This is a genomic window from Amycolatopsis endophytica, from assembly GCF_013410405.1.
GTDB lineage: Bacteria > Actinomycetota > Actinomycetes > Mycobacteriales > Pseudonocardiaceae > Amycolatopsis_E > Amycolatopsis_E endophytica.
Genome location: NZ_JACCFK010000002.1, coordinates 221,035 through 238,143, shown reverse-complemented (window position 1 = coordinate 238,143; position 17,109 = coordinate 221,035). Strand labels below are relative to the sequence as shown.

At 72.1% G+C, this 17,109-nt stretch carries 18 protein-coding genes and 3 pseudogenes; 8 read left to right on the top strand and 13 right to left on the bottom strand.

Annotated elements, in window-relative coordinates; genetic code table 11:
* Nucleotides 1-95: 95 nt before the first annotated feature.
* Nucleotides 96-434 carry a hypothetical protein gene (locus HNR02_RS26665; protein WP_179776327.1) on the top strand — a complete coding sequence of 113 codons (339 nt, stop codon included), beginning with the start codon at nt 96-98 and terminating at the stop codon, nt 432-434.
* Between the two features lie 51 nt (nt 435-485).
* Nucleotides 486-1,166 (top strand): FadR/GntR family transcriptional regulator, encoded by a 681-nt coding sequence (locus HNR02_RS26660; protein WP_179776326.1) that lies wholly within the window; start codon nt 486-488, stop codon nt 1,164-1,166.
* Here the strand turns inward: HNR02_RS26660 and HNR02_RS26655 are convergent.
* The 3 genes from HNR02_RS26655 to HNR02_RS26645 form a co-directional block, all read right to left on the bottom strand.
* Nucleotides 1,163-1,966 carry a putative protein N(5)-glutamine methyltransferase gene (locus tag HNR02_RS26655; protein WP_179776325.1) on the bottom strand — a complete coding sequence of 268 codons (804 nt, stop codon included), beginning with the start codon at nt 1,964-1,966 and terminating at the stop codon, nt 1,163-1,165. The two genes, HNR02_RS26660 and HNR02_RS26655, sit on opposite strands and share 4 nt — an antisense overlap.
* Before the next feature lie 121 nt (nt 1,967-2,087).
* Complete coding sequence (locus HNR02_RS26650) at nt 2,088-2,345, bottom strand: hypothetical protein (RefSeq protein WP_179776324.1); 258 nt, start codon at nt 2,343-2,345, stop codon at nt 2,088-2,090.
* A 185-nt stretch (nt 2,346-2,530) separates the two neighbouring features.
* Nucleotides 2,531-2,890 (bottom strand): YybH family protein, encoded by a 360-nt coding sequence (locus tag HNR02_RS26645; protein ID WP_179776323.1) that lies wholly within the window; start codon nt 2,888-2,890, stop codon nt 2,531-2,533.
* On the opposite strand from HNR02_RS26645, the pseudogene HNR02_RS26640 reads away from it, so the two are divergent.
* Nucleotides 2,891-3,753: pseudogene (locus HNR02_RS26640) on the top strand (LysR family transcriptional regulator).
* On the opposite strand, the gene HNR02_RS26635 reads toward HNR02_RS26640, so the two are convergent.
* From HNR02_RS26635 to HNR02_RS26625, 3 genes are all read right to left on the bottom strand, one after another.
* On the bottom strand, nt 3,644-4,138 hold the full coding sequence (locus HNR02_RS26635; protein WP_179776322.1) for a hypothetical protein: 495 nt from the start codon (nt 4,136-4,138) through the stop codon (nt 3,644-3,646). The pseudogene HNR02_RS26640 and the gene HNR02_RS26635 overlap by 110 nt on opposite strands.
* On the bottom strand, nt 4,135-5,283 hold the full coding sequence (locus HNR02_RS26630) for a molybdopterin-dependent oxidoreductase (protein ID WP_376772947.1): 1,149 nt from the start codon (nt 5,281-5,283) through the stop codon (nt 4,135-4,137). Before HNR02_RS26630 ends, HNR02_RS26635 begins: the two co-directional genes overlap by 4 nt.
* A gap of 67 nt (nt 5,284-5,350) precedes the next feature.
* Nucleotides 5,351-6,292: an NAD(P)-dependent alcohol dehydrogenase gene (locus HNR02_RS26625; RefSeq protein WP_179777867.1), complete on the bottom strand. Its 942-nt coding sequence runs from the start codon at nt 6,290-6,292 to the stop codon at nt 5,351-5,353.
* A 58-nt stretch (nt 6,293-6,350) separates the two neighbouring features.
* Here HNR02_RS26625 and HNR02_RS26620 point away from each other — a divergent pair, with 58 nt between their 5' ends.
* On the top strand, nt 6,351-6,983 hold the full coding sequence (locus tag HNR02_RS26620; protein WP_179776321.1) for a TetR/AcrR family transcriptional regulator: 633 nt from the start codon (nt 6,351-6,353) through the stop codon (nt 6,981-6,983).
* On the opposite strand, the gene HNR02_RS26615 is transcribed toward HNR02_RS26620, so the two are convergent.
* The gene (locus tag HNR02_RS26615) at nt 6,950-7,561 is read right to left on the bottom strand and encodes a TetR/AcrR family transcriptional regulator (protein ID WP_179776320.1); all 612 of its coding nucleotides are present in this window, start codon (nt 7,559-7,561) and stop codon (nt 6,950-6,952) included. The two genes, HNR02_RS26620 and HNR02_RS26615, sit on opposite strands and share 34 nt — an antisense overlap.
* A 72-nt stretch (nt 7,562-7,633) precedes the next feature.
* Here HNR02_RS26615 and HNR02_RS26610 point away from each other — a divergent pair, with 72 nt between their 5' ends.
* Nucleotides 7,634-8,653, top strand: a complete 1,020-nt coding sequence (locus HNR02_RS26610) for a glycoside hydrolase family 113 protein (protein ID WP_179776319.1) — start codon at nt 7,634-7,636, stop codon at nt 8,651-8,653.
* Here the strand turns inward: HNR02_RS26610 and HNR02_RS26605 are convergent.
* The gene (locus HNR02_RS26605; protein ID WP_179776318.1) at nt 8,641-9,351 is read right to left on the bottom strand and encodes a TetR/AcrR family transcriptional regulator; all 711 of its coding nucleotides are present in this window, start codon (nt 9,349-9,351) and stop codon (nt 8,641-8,643) included. The genes HNR02_RS26610 and HNR02_RS26605 overlap by 13 nt on opposite strands.
* 71 nt (nt 9,352-9,422) lie before the next feature.
* On the opposite strand from HNR02_RS26605, the gene HNR02_RS26600 reads away from it, so the two are divergent.
* A complete protein-coding gene (locus HNR02_RS26600) occupies nt 9,423-10,544 on the top strand; it encodes an FAD-dependent oxidoreductase (RefSeq protein WP_179776317.1) in 1,122 nt (373 codons plus the stop codon).
* A gap of 105 nt (nt 10,545-10,649) precedes the next feature.
* On the opposite strand, the pseudogene HNR02_RS26595 reads toward HNR02_RS26600, so the two are convergent.
* From HNR02_RS26595 to HNR02_RS26590, 3 genes and pseudogenes are all read right to left on the bottom strand, one after another.
* Nucleotides 10,650-11,393, bottom strand: a pseudogene (locus HNR02_RS26595) (LysR family transcriptional regulator); the annotation flags it as partial.
* A gap of 398 nt (nt 11,394-11,791) precedes the next feature.
* Nucleotides 11,792-11,914, bottom strand: a complete 123-nt coding sequence (locus tag HNR02_RS36235) for a hypothetical protein (protein WP_281377427.1) — start codon at nt 11,912-11,914, stop codon at nt 11,792-11,794.
* Between the two features lie 118 nt (nt 11,915-12,032).
* Nucleotides 12,033-12,743 carry a TetR family transcriptional regulator gene (locus HNR02_RS26590; protein WP_312861173.1) on the bottom strand — a complete coding sequence of 237 codons (711 nt, stop codon included), beginning with the start codon at nt 12,741-12,743 and terminating at the stop codon, nt 12,033-12,035.
* Nucleotides 12,744-12,753: 10 nt separating this feature from the next.
* Between HNR02_RS26590 and HNR02_RS26585 the strand changes: the two genes are divergently transcribed.
* Nucleotides 12,754-14,256: a nitroreductase/quinone reductase family protein gene (locus HNR02_RS26585; protein ID WP_218914278.1), complete on the top strand. Its 1,503-nt coding sequence runs from the start codon at nt 12,754-12,756 to the stop codon at nt 14,254-14,256.
* Between the two features lie 82 nt (nt 14,257-14,338).
* A pseudogene (locus HNR02_RS26580) lies at nt 14,339-15,280 on the top strand (IS5 family transposase).
* Nucleotides 15,281-15,416: 136 nt separating this feature from the next.
* On the opposite strand, the gene HNR02_RS26575 reads toward HNR02_RS26580, so the two are convergent.
* On the bottom strand, nt 15,417-16,307 hold the full coding sequence (locus HNR02_RS26575) for an aminoglycoside phosphotransferase family protein (RefSeq protein ID WP_179776316.1): 891 nt from the start codon (nt 16,305-16,307) through the stop codon (nt 15,417-15,419).
* Between the two features lie 27 nt (nt 16,308-16,334).
* Nucleotides 16,335-16,868, bottom strand: coding sequence for a DUF1062 domain-containing protein (locus HNR02_RS26570; RefSeq protein ID WP_312861171.1), 534 nt, complete (start codon nt 16,866-16,868; stop codon nt 16,335-16,337).
* Nucleotides 16,869-17,109 lie beyond the last annotated feature (241 nt).

Here is a 17,109-nt window from a genome sequence, read left to right as displayed (position 1 = left end):
TTCCCGGTGCCGCGGCGGTGGTGACCACACGACCAGGTCATTCCCCCGGTTCCGCCGGGCGCCCCGCGGTGCGCTGTCCAAGCATGGAGGGTGTGATGGCCACGAAACTGCGGACCCGGTGGCGGCGTCTCCGGCAGTACCGTCCGTGCCCGGTGTGGCAGGACGCCGACGATCTGGACAACCTCGCCTTCGACCCGCCCCGTGCGGAGCTGGCGGGGGCGCGGGACTGTCCGGTGGGGCCGTCATGCCAGGGCTGCGGCGCCGCCGACGAGTTGCGTGTGGTCACCTCGGTGTTCAGCGGGCCGGACGGCTACGCCGCGGCGTGCGCGACGGTGTGCCCGCGCTGCGCCGGCCGTTCGTTCCTCTACCTGCTCACCGACTGGGAGCTCCAGCGGGCGTTCGACGCGCACAGCACGCATCTCCCCCACGACTGACGCCGCCGGGACGGCGAGTCCTCAGACGTCTGCGGTGCTACGGTTCCGGCCATGACGGAGCTGCGGCGTGGACCGGTGGTGCCCCAGGTGGCAAGCCTGCTGCGAGAGCGCCTGCGGCACGGCGGGTTCTCCCCCGGTGACCGGCTGCCCAACGAGGTCCAGCTCGCCGCCGAGTTCGGGGTCGGGCGCTCGTCGGTGCGGGAGGCGGTGCGGTTGCTGGTGCAGGACGGGTTGCTCGATGTCCGGCACGGTTCCGGCACCTTCGTCGCGGCGGCGGATCCGGATACCGGCGACGTGCGGCAGCTGGTGCGGCGGGCACGGGTGCTGGAGGTCTACGAGGTGCGGCGGGCGCTGGAGGTCGAGGCCGCGCGCCTGGCCGCGCGGCGGGTCCGGCCCGAGGATGTCGAAGCGCTGCGCGCGGGCCTGCGGGAGCGGCAGGACCGGCGCGACGGCGACCCGGCGGTGTTCGTCGACGCGGACCTGGCCTTCCACCGCGCGGTCGTGGAACTGTCCGGCAACGCGCTCCTGCTCAGCCTGTTCACGGCGGCCGAGCCGGTGCTGCGGGAGATCCTGACCGAGATGGTCCGCCACGAGAAGCACCTGCCGGACTCCTCGGTCGCGCACGCCGACCTGCTCGACGCACTGGAGCGGGGTGACGCGGAGGCGGCGGTGGCGGCCACGGTGGCCAACCTCGAACCCGTGTTGTGCGGCGTCCGTTCAGCGGTGTCCTAGCCACTCGCACAGCGCGGTGGTGTTCGACCCGGTCCGCCGCGGCTGGCCACGATCGCGGTCGCGTCGAGGTCGTCGGAGGTGACCACGCGGGCCGTGAGTCCGGCGTCCGTCGCGGTTCGCAGCAGATGCGGGGCCTGGCGCTCGCTGGTTTCCACCAACAGGTGCCCGTCGGGCGCGAGCCAGGCGGGTGCGCCGGTGACGAAGCAGCGGGCGATGTGGAGGCCGTCGGTACCGCCGTCGAGGGCGAGCCGCGGCTCGTGCAGGCGTGCTTCCGGCGGCATCAGTCCGACGGCGCCGGTAGGGACGTACGGGACGTTCGCGACGAGGATGTCCACGCGCCCGCGCAGTTGCTGGGGTAGCGCGTCGTAGAGGTCGCCTTCGTGGACGTGGCCGGGAAGGTTGCGACGGGCGCAGCGCACCGCGGCCGGGTCGAGGTCGGCGGCGTGCAGTTCGGCGAGGTCGAGTTCGGCGGCCAGCGCGGCGCCGACCGCGCCCGAACCGCAGCACAGGTCGACGGCCACGGCGCCGTGCGGGGCGAGGCGCACGGCCTGGTCGACGAGCAGCTGGGTGCGGCGGCGGGGTACGAACACGCCCGGGTCGAGGTGGATGCGCAGGCCGCGGAACTCCGCCCAGCCGAGGACCTGTTCGAGCGGTTCTCCGGCGACCCGGCGCGCGACGAGGGTGTCCAACGCTGCGGGCGTGGTGGCGGCTTCGAGCAGGAGACGGGCTTCGTCCTCGGCGAACACGCATCCGGCCGCGCGCAGACGGCGGACGAGGGGTGTGTCGGTGTCGATCGACATGGGAGCGCCTTTCCGGGGAACGGGCGCTCGTAGCTCACCGGTCCTGATGGCCGGGAGGGAGCACCCGGGTTACGTGGACGGAAACGGGTCTCACCTCCTCCGGTCGGTATCGTCGATCACCTTATCGTGCGCCGTCGGCTGCCGACGGCGGGCGCGGGAGAACGGCCGGCGCGATGTCGGCGATGCTGCGCAATGACGCCTCGCGCTGGCCGGCCTTGCCCAGTGCCTCGATCCCCCGCAGGACCGCCAGTTCCAGCCGGGCCAGTGCGCGCGGGTCGGCGTCCGGGTCGATGTCGCCGTGCCGCGGAGGGTTCAGCAGCGCAAGGGCCGGATCGGCGACCAAGGCGGCGGTCCGCAACCTGGCGCGAACCTGGATCATCGAACGAGGCGCCAGTGGGGTCCGGGTCAACCTGCTGAGCCCGGGGCCGACGCCGCCGTTTTCCTGGCTTCCGGCCAGTCCAGTTTCGTCAACGGCGCCGAGTTCCTCGTCGACGACGGCCTGGCGCAGATCTGAGGCTCTGGCCGCCCGGCCGGGCGCTCGCTCTGGCGATCCTGCGGAAGACCTCACTCCGGACGGCGGATCTCCGGCCGGTCGATGATCCGCAGCCAGGTGCCGTCCGGCTGGCGTCGCGCCACCTGCACCCGTCCGCCGGTGTTGTCGGCGGGCCGCGTGGAGGTCAGCGCGAGGTCGCCGTGGCGGACGGTCGGCATCGGCTCCTCGACCCGGAACTCCTCACCGGTGTGCGCCAGCATCTGCTCCAGCACCCCGCGGATCGCGTCGCGGCCGGTGGTCTGCGAACCGGGCGGGAACGCCAGCACCGCGTCCTCGGCGTAGAGCTCCGACAGCGCCTTGGCGTCCCGGGCGTTCGCGCGTTCCACGAACATCACCGCGAGGTCTTCCGGCGTGGTGGCCTCGTCCTTCATGTGCAGCTCCTTTCGTCCGGCACCCAGTCTGGCAACTTCACGCGCGCCGCCCAGCGGGTGCACGTGGCCCAGCCGGGAGTGTCCGCGCAGATCAGACGGCTGGAACGGGAGCTGGGGCACGAACTGCTCGACCGGTCCGGGCGCAGGGTCCGCATGACCGAGGTGGGTGCGGCGGTCCTGCCCTACGCGCGGGCGGCGCTCGCCGCCGTGGCGGGCGCGCGGCTGGTCGCCGACGAGTTCCGCGGACTGGTGCGCGGGCGGGTGGCGCGGGGATGGTGACCTCACACGACGTCGATGTCCCCGGCCTGCTCGCCGGCTTCCACGACGACTACCCCGGCGTGGAGATCACCCTGACCGAGGACCGGTCCGGCCGGCTGACCGACGACGTCCGCACCGGGCGGCTGGACGCGGCGATCGTCAGCCTCGCCACCGGTGCTCGACCGGAGGGCCTGGACGTCCTCGTGCTCACCGACCAGGCGATCGTCGCGGCGGTCGGTCTGGCCGACGAGTGGGCCGGGCGCGCCGAGGTCGCGCTGGAGTCGCTGTGGACACGCCCGCTGATCAGCCTGCCCGAGGGCACCGGGCTGCGCGCCCGCCTGGACGAGGCGTTCGCCGCGCGCGGGCTCACGCCACGGATCGGGTTCGAGGCCGGGCACCCGGCGGTGCTCGCCGATCTCGCCGCGCGCGGGCTGGGGGTCGCGATCCTGCCCGAATCGGTGCCCGCCGCGCGCGCCGACCTGCACCCGCTGGCGATCATCGATCCGCCGCTGCGGGGCTGTCTGGCCCTGGCCTGGCGGGCGGAGGGGCCGGTGAGCCCGGCGGCGCGGGTGTTCCTCGACCGCGCCCGCGCCACGCTGCGATGACCCCCCAGGACAGCACCACCAGCCACACGGCACCCAGCGCGACCAGCAGGCCGGTGCCGTAGTCACGGTCGACCAGCCCCGGGTTCGGCAGCGCCGCGTGGGCCCGCCACAGCGCCGGCACCGCGAGCAGCGCCAGCAGCAGGGAGAACGCGGCGCCGATCCGCACCGGGGTGCGCCACGGCCCGGGCAGGACGCGGGTGAGGACCAGTCCGGCGAGCGCGGCCACCGGGGCGAGCACGGCGTCGTGCAGCACCGGCCCCCCGGCGAGGAACAGCAGCGCCGAGAGCGTCTGGTCCGCCGAGGTGAGAGCGAACTGGACGAACAGGTAGGCGCCCCAGCCGAGCGCGGCCAGGCCCGGCAGGGCGATCAGGACACGGCCGATCACGCGAGCACCTCGATCCGGGCGACCCATTTGGTCTGCAGCACGCCGGGCCGGTTCGGGGCGATCACCCGGCACGGGTAGCCGTGGTCGGGTTCCAGCGGCGCGCCGTTCATCTCCAGCGCCAGCAGGGTCAGCGGGTCGCGGGTGTGCTCGCCGGGCAGGGTGCTCACCGAGTACAGCGAGCCGCGTTCCAGCGATTCCACCCGCACCGGCACACCGGGCGCCGCGCCGACGGCGCGCAGCAGGTCGGCGACCGCCACGCCCGTCCAGGTCGCCGACGCGCTCCACCCTTCCACGCACGCGATCGGCAACTCGGCCGTCGTCTGTGGCATCCGACGCAGATCGGCGAGGGTGAACCGGCGCGGGCCCAAGGGCGCGAGCACGTCCAGCTGCCAGGCCGGATCGGTCGCCGCGGTGAGCACTCCCGCGTGCCCGGCGGTCCGGTTGACCGGCACCCCGTTCGACGAGCGGGTCGCCAGCACCGAGATCCCGCGCAGGAACGGGACCGTGCTGCCCGCGGTCACCAGCGTCGCGACCCCCGCCCCGGCCCAGGTGGCCCGCAGGAAACCGCGGCGGGACAAGCCGTTGCGCCCGGCGGCACCCTCCGGTTCCTCACCGAGCCCGGCACGGATCACCGGGATCTTCACGGCGACGTGCACCACGATCGACCCGATCGAGATCCAGGCGAGTGCGAAGTGGACGGACGGGAAGTAGAAGGGCCACGGGTAGTTCTGGAAGATGTTGAACAGCCCGGTGACGAGCTGGAAGAAGGCCGACGCGGACAGCAGCAGGATCGAGGCGCGCTCGATCGCGTGCACCGGCGAGCGCAGCACCGGGCGGCCGAACAGTTTCGGGTAGACGCTCCACAGTTTCGCCAGCAGCAGCGGGATCGCGGCGATCCCGGAGATCACGTGCACGCCCTGGGTGACACGGTAGAGCCCGGCAGGGCGGCTGGGCCAGAAGAACCACGACGGCGGGTGCTGGATGAGGTGGCTGAGCAGCCCCGTCACGAAGCAGACCGCGAACGCCACTCCCAGCCACAGCCCGATCCGGGCGGTGACCGACCGGTGGTGCGCGGGCGCGGTGAAGTCGTCCTCGCGCGGCGGTCGCGGGCGTCGGCCGTCCACCGTGGTGCGTTCCTCTTTCACCCCTGGAACGCTAGGGCCGCGCGGCGGCGGGCAGAAGTGCTCGCGCGCTTACCGAAGTGTGACGCCCTCAGCGCACCGCCACCACGATTTTGCCCCGCACTCCCCCGGTCTCCAGCGCCCGGTGCGCGTCGGCGATGCGCTCCAGCGGGAACACCTCGTGCACCACCGGCCGGATCGCGCCCGAGGTGGTCCGGCGGGCCAGGTCCGCGAGCAGCTCGCGGCGCGGGTTGCCACTGAAGAAGCGGATGCGTCCCCGGCCGTGCACGGCGGAGGCGGCCACGGAAGCCAACGACGTCAGCACGTGGCGGGTGTCGAACGTAATCCCCACCATGCGCCCGCCCGGGGCGAGCAGCCCGCGCCAGGCGGGCAGGTCGGTGCCGACGGTGTCCAGCACGACGTCGAATCGGCGCCCCAGATCGGCCGGGCGGGTCGTGGCGTAGTCGAACGCCTCGTCCGCGCCGAGACCCCGCACGAACTCACACGTCTTCGCCGAAGCCAGCGCGGTGACGTGCGCGCCCATCGAGTGTCCCAGTTGGACGACCGCGCTGCCGGCGCCGCCGCCCGCGCCGCGCACCAGGAGCCGTTCGCCGGGCCGGAGCCGGGCCTTGTCGCGCAGGGCGGTGATCGCGGTGGTGCCGACCGCGGGCAGGGCCGCGGCCTCGATCAGGTCCGTCCCGGCCGGCGCCGGTGCGAGCCGGTCCGCGTCCACGGCGACGAACTCGGCCGCGGCGCCGAAGGTCCGCGACAGCGCCCCCCACACGGGTGCACCCGTCCGGAACCCCGCGGCATCGGCGGCGACCTCTCCGGCGAAGTCGATGCCGGTGCGCTGGGGAAACCGCCTGCCGGTGACCAGCCGCAGCCGGCCCGCGCGGCCGTGCAGCTCCCCGCCGTTGACGCTGACGGCGTGGACCCGAACGAGCACCTGCCCGGGCCGCGGCTCGGGCACCGGAACCCGGCCGACGTAGAGCACATCCGGCGGACCGTAGGAGTCGAAGAGCGCGGCACGCATGTCGTTCACGACCACGACGCTAGGTCGTGCATGGGCCACCAGGGCTAATGTGGGAAACATGTCCGTCGATTCCTCTCGGATGCGCGCCGACGCCCGCGACAACCGCCGCCGGATCCTGGAGGCGGCGCGCGAGGTCTTCACCGCGCGCGGCTTGGAGGTGCCGATGGCCACCATCGCGCGCCGCGCCGACGTCGGGGTCGCCACCCTGTACCGGCACTTCCCGGCCCGGCAGGCGCTGGTGACCGCGGTGTTCGAAGGCCAGCTCGCCGAATGCCTGTCGGTCATCGACGAGGGCCTGGCCGATCCCGATCCGTGGCGCGGGTTCCGCACGGTCGTGGAGAACCTGGCCGCGGCGCAGGCGACCGGGCATGGCAGGACCGAAGGAATGTTCACCCAGTTCGGCGGCACCCCGGACTTCGAACGCCGCCGCGCGAGGGCCGAACGCGACTTCGCCGAACTGACGCGACGGGCGAAGGCGAGCGGGCACCTGCGCCCCGACTTCACCCGCGCCGACCTGACGCTGCTGATGATGACCAGCGCCGGCATCACCGCCCCCACACCGGAAGCCGAGATCGCCGCGGCCCGCAGGCACGTCGGGTTCCTGCTGCAGTCCTTCCAGTCCGATCAGCCGCTGCCGCCACCCGCACCGCTCGGCCTCTACTGCGTCCCGGAAGATCCCCGTGCCCGATGACCTCGTCGCCGGACCAGCGGCAGGTACACCTCATCGGTGATCTCGACCAGCACGTCGTCCGGGGCGGTGGGGACGCCGCGCACCACGAACTCGTTGCGCAGCAACACGATCGCCACGGTGGCGACCCTCGGGTGCAGCGCTTCGGGCGCCGCCTCGCCGCGGGCCACCGCCCGGCCCAGCACGGTCAGCCACGGCGCGGCGGCCGCGTCGCCGGTCTGGTCCCGCAGCTGCCCCAGCAGTTCCGACGCACCGCCCGCCGCGGCCATCAGCTCACGCAGGATCGCGCCCAGCGGGGAACTCCAGTGCCGGTTCGCGCCACGCAGCAGTTCCAGCACGTCGCCGCGCAGGGTACCGGTGTCCGGGGGCGGCACCGCCTTCGTCATCTGCCGGTAGGCCGCGATGCCCAGCGCGAGGCGGTTCGGCCAGCGGCGGTAGATCGCGTTCTTGTTGGTGCCGGCACGGGCCGCGACCTTGTCCATGGTCAGCCCGGCGAACCCGGATCCGGTCAGCTCCGCGACCGCCGCGCCGAGGATCGCCTCCTCCAGCACCGCTCCCCGCCGCCGCGTCCCGTCCGTCATGGGCACTGATCGTACCGAATTCCCGTCAGTAGGGTACGGTACGTACCGTACCTAAGCGAAGGGAGCGTCCTCGTGCGCGCCAGAGGCATCAGCTACGACACCGGCTTCGTCCTGCACGGAACCAACTCGCGCCGCCACTTCGACCCGGAGGTCGTCGGGCGCGAGCTGCGCATCATCCGCGACGACCTGCACTGCAACGCCGTCCGCGTCATGGGCGGCGACCCCGACCGCATCGAGATCGCCGCGGGACTCGCCGCCGACCTCGGCCTCGAGGTCTGGTTCTCGCCCTACCCCCTCGAACTGACCACCGGCGAGATGCTGGAACTGTTCGCCGAGTGCGCCGGGCGCGCGGAACGCCTCCGGCAGCGCGGCGCCGAGGTCGTGTTCGTCGCGGGCGCCGAGCACAGCCTGATGAACAAGGGATTCCTGCCCGGCGACAGCACCGACGAACGCGTCGCCGTGCTCAAGGACCCCGGCCGCATGCGCGAGCACCTCGGCCCGCTGTCGGCCCGGGTCGGCCAGTTCCTCGGCAACGCCGTCACCGTGATCCGCGAACGGTTCGGCGGCAAGGTCACCTACGCCTCCGTGCCGCTGGAACGCGTCGACTGGGCGCTCTTCGACATCCTCTCCGTCGACCTGTACCGCTCGGCCGCGGTCGCCGGGCAGTTCGCCGACGGCATCCGGAACCTCGTCGCGCAGGGCAAACCGGTCGCGATCACCGAGTTCGGCTCCGCCACCTACGCCGGCGCCGGCGACCGGGGTGCGGAGGGCCTGGACATCGTCGAGTACGACCAGCACCGCGGACCCGTCCGGCTCACCGGCGAGTACGACCGCGACGAAACCGGCCAGGCCACCTACGTGCGCGAGCTGCTGGAAGCTTTCGACGCGGGCGGCGTCGACAGCACGTTCGTGTTCACCTTCGCCCTCGGCGACCACGTGCACCGGCCCGACGGCGACCCGCGTGACGATCTGGACCGCGCCAGCTACGGCATCGTCAAGGTCTTCGAGGACCGCACCGGCACGACCTACCCCGGCCTGCCCTGGGAACCCAAGGAGTCCTTCGCCGCCGTCGCGGAGTGCTACCGGCGCTGACCATCCGGCGGGTGGATCGCGGTGACGCCCGCGAGAACGAGATCGATTCCGGCGAGGAACTGTTCACGGTCGTCGTGGTCGCGCAGCTGGCCCGCCACCGCCCTGGTGAACGAGTAGTCGTCGGGGTCGAGCTCTTCCCACGCCGTCGACACCGCGTCGAGGAACTCCCCGCGATCCACGCCCGGCTGGGCGGTCCGTCCGTTCACCGCGTTCTGGCCCGCCGCGCCGAGGATGTAGTGCACCAGCGCGGAGGTCGAGGTGAACCAGCCGCTCTCGGGCACCCCCAGCGCGCGGACCTGCCGCCCGATGCCCTCGAAGATCCGCGGCGTCACCGACCCCCAGGGGCTGCGGGAGAGCTGCGTCGCCAGCTGCGTGGCCAGCCACGGGTGCCCGTCGATCGCCTCGAACAGGCCGAGCGCGACGGCGCGGATCTCCTCCCGCGGTGAGCGGGCCGACCCGGCGGGATCGAGGGGCACCGCGGCGGCGACGACGGATTCGGTCGCCGCGTCGAGCAGCTCGCCCTTGTTCGCCACATGCCAGTAGATCGCCCCGGGACCGGTGGACAGACGCGCCGTCAGCACGCGGAAGGTCAGACCGGCCTCCCCGTCCGCGTCGAGCAGTTCGATGGCGGCTTCGATGATGCGCTCCCGGGAGAGCGCCTCCGAGCGCCGCGAGGACCGGCGTGTCCGCGTCGTCATGCCCCCATCTTGACATGTCTGGAGCATCGTTCCAAACTGATCTGGAACGGCATTCCAGAGGAGGGGTCATCATGCACGTCACGATCATCGGTGCCGGGCTCGGCGGCCTCGTGCTCGCCCGCGTCCTGCACGTCCGCGGCATCCCGGCCACGGTCCACGAAGCCGAACCCTCCCCGGCCGCCCGGACACAGGGCGGGATGCTCGACATCCACGAGCACGACGGCCAGTGGGCGATCGAGGCGGCCGGCCTGACGGACGAGTTCCGCGGCCTCATCCTGGAGGGCCGCGAGGCCGCCCGCGTCCTCGACGGCGACGGGACGGTCCTGTTCGACGACCCGGCCGAGGGCACGGCCGGGCGTCCCGAGGTGCAGCGCGGCGACCTGCGGCGAATACTGCTCGACTCGCTCCCCGACGGCACCGTCCACTGGGGACACAAGGTCAGCGGCGTCCGTGCCGTGGGCGAAGGCCGCCACGAGGTCACCTTCGCCGACGGCACCACCGTCACCACGAACCTGCTGGTCGGCGCGGACGGCGCCTGGTCACGCGTGCGGCCGCTGCTGTCCTCCGCGACACCGGCCTACGCCGGCATCTCGTTCGTCGAGACCTTTCTGTTCGACGCCGACACCCGCCACCCCGCCACGGCGAAAGCGGTCGGCGCCGGGTCGATGTTCGTCCCCGCGCCGGGAAAGGCGATCACCGCGCACCGCGAAGCCGGCGGGAACCTGCACACCTACGTGCAGCTCGTCCGGCCCCAGGAGTGGTTCGCGGCCATCGACTTCACCGATCCCGCCGCGGCCACCGCGCGGATCGCCCGGGAGTTCGCCGGCTGGGCGCCGGAACTGACCGCGCTGATCACCGACGGCGACACGGCGCCGGTGCTGCGCCCCATCCACGCCCTGCCTGCCGGACACCGGTGGGAGCGGGTGCCGGGAGTGACGCTGGTCGGCGACGCCGGTCACCTCATGGTCCCCAACGGCGAAGGCGCCAACCTGGCCATGCTCGACGGCGCCGAACTCGGCAGGGCGCTGGCCGCCTCCCCCGACGACGTGGAAGCCGCGCTGACCGGGTACGAGCGCGCCCTGTTCCCCCGCAGCGCCGAAGCCGCCGCCGACGACATTCTCGGGCGCTTCCTCGACGACACCGCGCCGCACGGCCTGGTCGGCTTCCTCAACCAGGCAGGTCAGGACCACTGAGCAGAGCCGGAACCAGCCGCTGCAGCTCCTCGATCGCGGCCGCGACCGCGGGATCGGCTCGCCCGCGCACGGGATCCGCACCACGCAGGGCCCGGACGGCACCTGCGCCAGCCGCGGCACCAGCGCCACCCCGAGCCCGTGCGCGACCAGCGCGGTGGTGGCGTTCCAGTTCAGCGAAGCGTGCGCGACCCGGGGTGTGAAGCCCGCCGCGCCGCAGGCCGACAGGACGTGCGTGCGGCACGTGCACGTCGCGCCCGGCACGATCCACGGCTCGTCGGCGGCCTCGGCCAGGTCCACCCGATCCCGCCCGGCGAGGCGGTGACCGGCGGGCACGACCAGGTCGAACGGGTCGTCCAGCAACGGCCGCTGGTCGAACCGCGAGCGGTCGCGGGGTGGCTCGTCCGGCTTGGCCTCCACCACAACCAGCTCGGCATCCCCGTCGAAGAGCAGATCGAAGCAGTCGCCCGCCTCGGCTTCGGTGATCCGCGGCGTGCGCCGGGGATGGCGCGCGACGAGCGCCGCGGCGGCCGGGGCGGGCAGTGCGGACACCGCCACCGGGAAACCGGCCAGCCGCAGGAGCCCGGACGGCTCGTCACCGTCGGCGCGCAGGTCCGCTCGGCCAGTTCCCAGCGGGCGTGGATGCCGTCGGCATGCGCCAGGAGCCGTCGCGGGGGTGAGCCGCACCCGGCGGCCCCGCGGTTCGAGCAGCGCCACCCCGAGTTCCCTGCCGAGCTGGCGGATCTGCTGCGACGCCGCCGAGGGCGTGAAGTGCAGAACGGGCGCGCCAACCTGGACGGGAAATCGACCCAGGAGGTGCCCGATGACCGCGGTGTGGCTCTCGCTGCTCACCGAAACCCTTGTCGTGACGGCGATCGCCGCCGCTCTGGCCCGCTGGTCCTCCCGGTGAAGTCCGGCTGGCCCCTGCTCGGCGTAGTGCTGCTGACGCTGAACCTGCGGTCGGCCATCACCGGCGTTCCGCCCGTCCTGGGCGAGTTCGGGCTCACCGGGTTCGAGGCCGGGGCCGTGGTCGTCAAGGGCGTGTTCCCGCACCGCGTGGGAGCGCTGACCGGGCTGGCGACGAACTCAGTCAGCGGTGATCGGCATCCCGCTCGGGTTCGGCAACGGGCGCGGTGGATGCTGGCCAGGCCCGGGTTTTTCCCTGCGCGCGTGCCGGTCCGGATGGAGAGGTCACGGGGACACCCCGCCTGCGCGGCGGCGGAGCACGGTGTGGAGCATGCCGTCGGTGATCACTGGCGGACGGCCGTCGTGGTTTCCCTTTCGGGGAGCGGCAATTCTGCCCTTCCAGCGTCGAGTTCGCGGATGGCCTCGCGGTCGGTTTCGGCCATCGCGGCGAAGAACCCGAACAGCATCCGGACGGACCTTTCAGCGGTGGTCGCCCACCACTGTGGATCATGGGTGCGAGAAGACGGGCGTTCCGAAGATCGCCGTTCACGACGGCCGCGGCAGCGCCCCGCTGCTTCTGCCGGGTCACGCGGACGATCCACGATCAGGTCCAGCCGGTCGTGCGGCGATCGCCGCCGGGTAGTCCATTCCGGCACCGAGGAGATCGAACACCTGCCCGTACAGCTCCGAAGCCGGCCGCGACGATTCGTGCTCGCGCCGGGCGTCGACGGCTGCGGGAGCAGCGCACAGAGCGACGGCGGCGACGAGACCGGGGCGCGGGTCAGCCACGGGCTCGACGCCCATCCGCTCGGCGATCAGCTCCGCCACTTCGGTCACCCGCGCGATGCCATGCTCGGACGCCGCGGCCCGCAAAGTGGGGCTGCTCGCGATCAGGCCTTGCAACTGGTGGAACCGGAAGGCGTCGCAATTCTCATCGGCCTCGTATGTGGTCAGCACCCCGACGACCGCGTTGCGCACCGCGGTCATGACCGGCTCCCCGGCTGGACGGGATCGCAAAGCCTCGACCACGGCATCGTGTTGCTCCCTCAGCACGGAGAGGGCTGCGTCTTCCTTCGAGGTGAAGTAACGGTGGAAGGTCCGCGCGGACACCTCGACCGCCTCGGCGATCTGGTCGACGGTCGTGGCGGCGAATCCCTGTCGCGCGAAGAGCTCGTACGCCGCATCGACCAGCGCTTGACGGGTGCGGACCTTCTTGCGCTCACGCAGTCCCGGGGTGCTCATGCACGCAACCTTACCGAAGCGCGCACGATCGTGACACCTCGCGACCTTCGTCACTTTGCGACAAGTGTCAGACTCAGACACTATTGGCCCCATGAGTGAGATCACGCGCAACTCCACCTCGTTCTGGAACCTCCACAAGCGGGGTGCGCGCCTGCAGAAGGTTCTTTTCCGCTCCACCAAGGGCAGGCTGGGTGCCACGTTTCGCGGCGCTCCCGTGCTCTTGCTCGACCACGTCGGGCGGCGCAGTGGCGAGTTCCGCACAAACCCGCTGATCTACCTCGACGACGAACCCGACCTGGTCGTGGCCGCGTCCAAAGGCGGGTCCGACATGCATCCCGCCTGGTTCCACAACCTGATGGCCATGCCGGTCACCGAAGTGGAACTGCGCGGGGGGATCCGTCGCCGGGTTCGTCCGCGCGTGGCCGTTGGCGCCGAGCGCGCGGCCCTGTGGTCGCGCCTCGTCGAGGTCTTCCCGTCCTATGACGACTACGCCGGCTACACCGGAAGGGAGATCCCGGTGGTCGTCCTCGAGCCCGTCGACCACCCGACCCAGCGCGCTGTCGTGCAGCGCGACTACGGCGTCGCCGACATGACGTTGGCCTGGTCGACCACGCACCCGGTTGAGGAACCATCCCCGACCCAGGTCCGCATCCGCGTGCATGCCGCATCGGTCAACCCCATCGACTGGCAGATGATCGAAGGTCACCGCCGTCTGATCACGAAGCGCAGGTTCCCCTTCGTCCCGCTGTTCGATCTCGCCGGCGTCGTGACCGCCGTCGGCAGCGAGGTCACCCGGCTCAAGGTCGGCGACCGCGTGCACGCCGACAACAAGCTCCACGGTGGCGGCGCTGGTGAACACGTGAACGTGGAGCAGGACTTGGTCAGCGTGATCCCCGGGGCGCTCGGCTTCGCCGAGGCCGCGGCGGTGCCGTTGGCCGCCCAGACCGCGCTGCTGGCTTTGGACAAGGCGCGGATCGGCGTCGGCAGCCGCGTGGTCGTGATCGGCGCCTCGGGTGGCGTCGGCACCTACGCCGTCCAGATCGCGAAGGTCCTGGGCGCACACGTCACCGCGGTCAGCAGTGGCCGCAACGAAGCGTTCGTCCGCGATCTCGGCGCCGACGACGTCGTCGACTACACCACAGGACGCTTCGACGGCGTCGTGCCCGCCACCTCCGTCAACGCCGTGCTCGACTTCGTCGGCGGCCGCGAGCAGTGGCTGGCCGCACGGAACGTCCTGGTGGACGGGGGCCGATTCGTCACGATCTCCCGCGACGAGGACGACCGGGTCACGGTCGGGGCCGCGCTGCGTCTGGGGACGACGATCCTGACCCGGCGGGCGAAGTCCCTGGTGGGCAGGAAGATCGCGTACATCCCGGTCTTCCTCGACGCTTCCCGCGACCTCCTCGACCGCGTGGACCGGATGGTGGAGGCCGGCCGGATCCGCGTCGAGATCGACCGGACCTACGGGTTCTCCCGTGACGAGGTCGTTGCCGCGTTGGAGCACAGCAAGAACGGCCGGACAGTCGGGAAGGTGGTCGTGGAGATCGTTCGCGACCACGTCGAGTGAGCAGGTGTCGCCGGGCCGGGGTTGTCGGGGTCCTAGGGCGTGTCTCCAAAAGTTTGTTCTGGTTGTAGGTGATGATCGGCCGGTGGTTCGTGCTGGGGTGATCTCGGATGAGTTGTGGGCGTTGGTAGCGCCGCTGATGCCTTCGCGGGAGGGCCTGCGTGGCCGGCCACTGTCCGATCACCGCCGGATACTGGAAGGGATTGCCTGGCGATTCCGGACGGGGTCGCCGTGGCGGGACCTGCCGGAGGAATTCGGGCCATGGCAGACGGTTTGGAAACGGCACCACAGGTTCTCCATCGACGGCACCTACCAGCGGATGTTCGATGTGGTGCGGTCAAGGTGCGGCATCGACGCGAACGACGATCTCGCCGAGTTACTGTCGATCGATTCCTCAGTCGTGCGGGCACACCAGCACGCCGCGGGAGCGCCGACCATCCCGGGCCGAGCCCTGGCCGCAGCCACCGACCACACAGGGGGCAGCCTCGAATGACACGAATCCGGCCTACGAGCCCGACGATCACGCGCTGGGCCGCTCCCGGGGTGGACTGACCACCAAGATCCACGCGCTGGCCGGCGCGGCTTGTGACCTGGTCGCGGTGCGACTGACCGCCGGACAAGCCGGAGACAACCCCCAGTTGCTGCCCCTGCTGGATGACTACCTCGCCTCCGCGTTCACCGACGCCGGGCCGCGCGATGTCCGGCTGTTGGCCGACAAGGCCTACTCTCACCCCTCGACCCGCCAAGAACTGCGCCGACGCCGGGTCAAGCACACGATCCCTGAACGCCGTGACCAGCTCGCCACCCGGAAGGCCAAAGGCTCCGCCGGCGGCCGACCACCGGCGTTCGACGAGGAGATCTACAAGCAGCGCAACACCATCGAGCGGGCATTCGGCCGTGTGAAGCAGTGGCGCGGGGTGGCCACCCGCTACGACAAGTACGCCCTGACCTTCCTCGGCGGCGTCCTCCTGGCAGGAGCAATCATGATCTCCCGCACCGCTGCCCGGAATTAGGAGACGCACCCTAGGCAGTGTGCTTGATCGCCCCTGTCGCGCGTATCCCGGCGGACCCCCTGCACACTCTCACCCGGCGGCTGGGAGGCCCCGATCCGGCTGCTGCTCGTACTGGTGGCCGCCGAAACCGGAGCGCCGCGCGACCGGGGTTCATCCGGCCTCCCGCACGGCACGACCGAGCGCGGCCCGGCCCAGCAAACCCCAGTGCGGCTTGCCACCAGGCAGGCCCCGGTCCCCGTTCAGGCCCATGAGCAGGAGGAACAGGCTCTTGAGCACAGCCAGCCCGCGAGCGCGCCGGATCGTCGCCCGGTCCGCGAGGGCATACCGCTCGAAGAACCGTGCGGCGGCTCCGTCGGGGAGGATCACCCACGCGGCCGCGAGGTCCCAGGCCGGATCGCCTGCGAACAGGTCACCGAAGTCGATCACTCCCGACAGCGTCCCGTCCGAGACGACGACATTGGCGGGATGAAGGTCGCCGTGCACCCACAGTGGCGGGCCCTCCCAGGCGGGCGCCGCGACGGCGTCCTCCCACACGGCCCGGACCTCCCCGGGATCGCGAAGCGCGACGGCGTGCAGGAACTGCTCGAAACCGTCCGCGCACTCCTTCGGGTGGCCGCCGCGATCCGCGCTCACCGGCGCGTCGGAGGGGGCCTCCACGTGCAGCGCCCTGAGGAAACCCGCGAGCGTGTCGGCCGAGTGCTCGCCCCGGCTGAGGGAGGCCAAGTCGAGCGGCAGGCCGGGCACCCACGTCATGACGGTCCATGGCTTCGGAAAGCGCGCGGACGGCGCGCCGATCCGCACGGGAACCGGCACCGGCAGCGGCAGGCGCGGGGCCAGGACGGGCAGCCACCGGTGCTCCTTGCGCAGGAGATCCGGCGCGTTTTCGGCTCGCGGCATCCGCACCGCCAGCTCGTCCCCGAGGCGCCACTGCTGGTTGCCCCAGCCGCCCGCCACTTCACGGATCGGCAGGCCCGCGAGGTCCGGGTGCTGCTCAGCCAGCAGGTCACGGACCAGAGCCGCGGTGATCTCGGCGTCGGTCATGCGGAGGAACGGTACCGGGCGCGGGCGTCAGCGCTTGAGAGTGAAGGTGAAATCGCCGGAGCGCTTCCCGCTCAGGCGGATCGCCGAGACGAGCCTCCCCGCCGCGAGGAGCCTGTCCACCTCCGCGCGGGAAAGGTTGCAGCCCTCGGCGATCAGCCGCAGCGGACGGACGGGGACCGGCGCCGCGAAACGGACATCGACGTCGATCACCTCGTGGTCCAGGTGGTCCGGGCCGCCCGTGTCGAGTCGCCAGGCGCCCTCCCAGTCGAGGGCGATGTGGTTGCGGCGCCGCACAAACGGGTCCCGCAGCAGCGACGCCGCCAGGTCAGGATCGTTGTCGTGCAGCCGGCGCAGCAGCCCTGGCCGCACGGTGCGCACGGCCACCCGCTCCAGGATCGTGAGCTTCGTCGTCGCCCCGCAGCCGGTGCAGCGCGCGAGAAGCCAGGCGTCGAGACGTTTGTGGTGGGCGTTGACACGGAATGTGCCGTCCGCCCGGAATCGTCCGGCCGCGCACGAGTGGCAACGGCGGAGAACGACCGGCAGGCAGACAGGCGTGACCACCCAGTGGCAGAGCACAGCGATACACCGGTTCCTGTGAGAAGACCGCGAGGATGCGCGGCGCGGCCCGAAGGCGCGGCGCGCGACAGTTCAGCGCTCGGGAGATCTCACCGGAGGTACAAGGGCACGTCCTCGACCAGACGACTCGGTTCTGCGGCACGTTACCGGCCCGGCGGGACGCCGCTCCACCGGTTTTCCGGAGTCGGCCGAACGTCACCGGCCACGGGGCGAGACCCACCCCACG

Excerpts from the sequence above, each read along its gene's own strand:
- HNR02_RS26645 (WP_179776323.1), bottom strand. The coding sequence starts at position 2,890 with ATGAAGGACGAGGCCACCACGCCGGAAGACCTCGCGGTGATGTTCGTG.
- HNR02_RS26665 (WP_179776327.1), top strand. The coding sequence starts at position 96 with ATGGCCACGAAACTGCGGACCCGGTGGCGGCGTCTCCGGCAGTACCGT.
- HNR02_RS26615 (WP_179776320.1), bottom strand. The coding sequence starts at position 7,561 with ATGACGGACGGGACGCGGCGGCGGGGAGCGGTGCTGGAGGAGGCGATC.
- HNR02_RS26625 (WP_179777867.1), bottom strand. The coding sequence starts at position 6,292 with ATGCGTGCCGCGCTCTTCGACTCCTACGGTCCGCCGGATGTGCTCTAC.
- HNR02_RS26655 (WP_179776325.1), bottom strand. The coding sequence starts at position 1,966 with ATGTCGATCGACACCGACACACCCCTCGTCCGCCGTCTGCGCGCGGCC.
- HNR02_RS26620 (WP_179776321.1), top strand. The coding sequence starts at position 6,351 with ATGTCCGTCGATTCCTCTCGGATGCGCGCCGACGCCCGCGACAACCGC.
- HNR02_RS26660 (WP_179776326.1), top strand. The coding sequence starts at position 486 with ATGACGGAGCTGCGGCGTGGACCGGTGGTGCCCCAGGTGGCAAGCCTG.
- HNR02_RS26605 (WP_179776318.1), bottom strand. The coding sequence starts at position 9,351 with ATGACGACGCGGACACGCCGGTCCTCGCGGCGCTCGGAGGCGCTCTCC.
- HNR02_RS26575 (WP_179776316.1), bottom strand. The coding sequence starts at position 16,307 with ATGACCGACGCCGAGATCACCGCGGCTCTGGTCCGTGACCTGCTGGCT.
- HNR02_RS36235 (WP_281377427.1), bottom strand. The coding sequence starts at position 11,914 with ATGCTGTTCGGGTTCTTCGCCGCGATGGCCGAAACCGACCGCGAGGCC.
- HNR02_RS26600 (WP_179776317.1), top strand. The coding sequence starts at position 9,423 with ATGCACGTCACGATCATCGGTGCCGGGCTCGGCGGCCTCGTGCTCGCC.
- HNR02_RS26650 (WP_179776324.1), bottom strand. The coding sequence starts at position 2,345 with ATGATCCAGGTTCGCGCCAGGTTGCGGACCGCCGCCTTGGTCGCCGAT.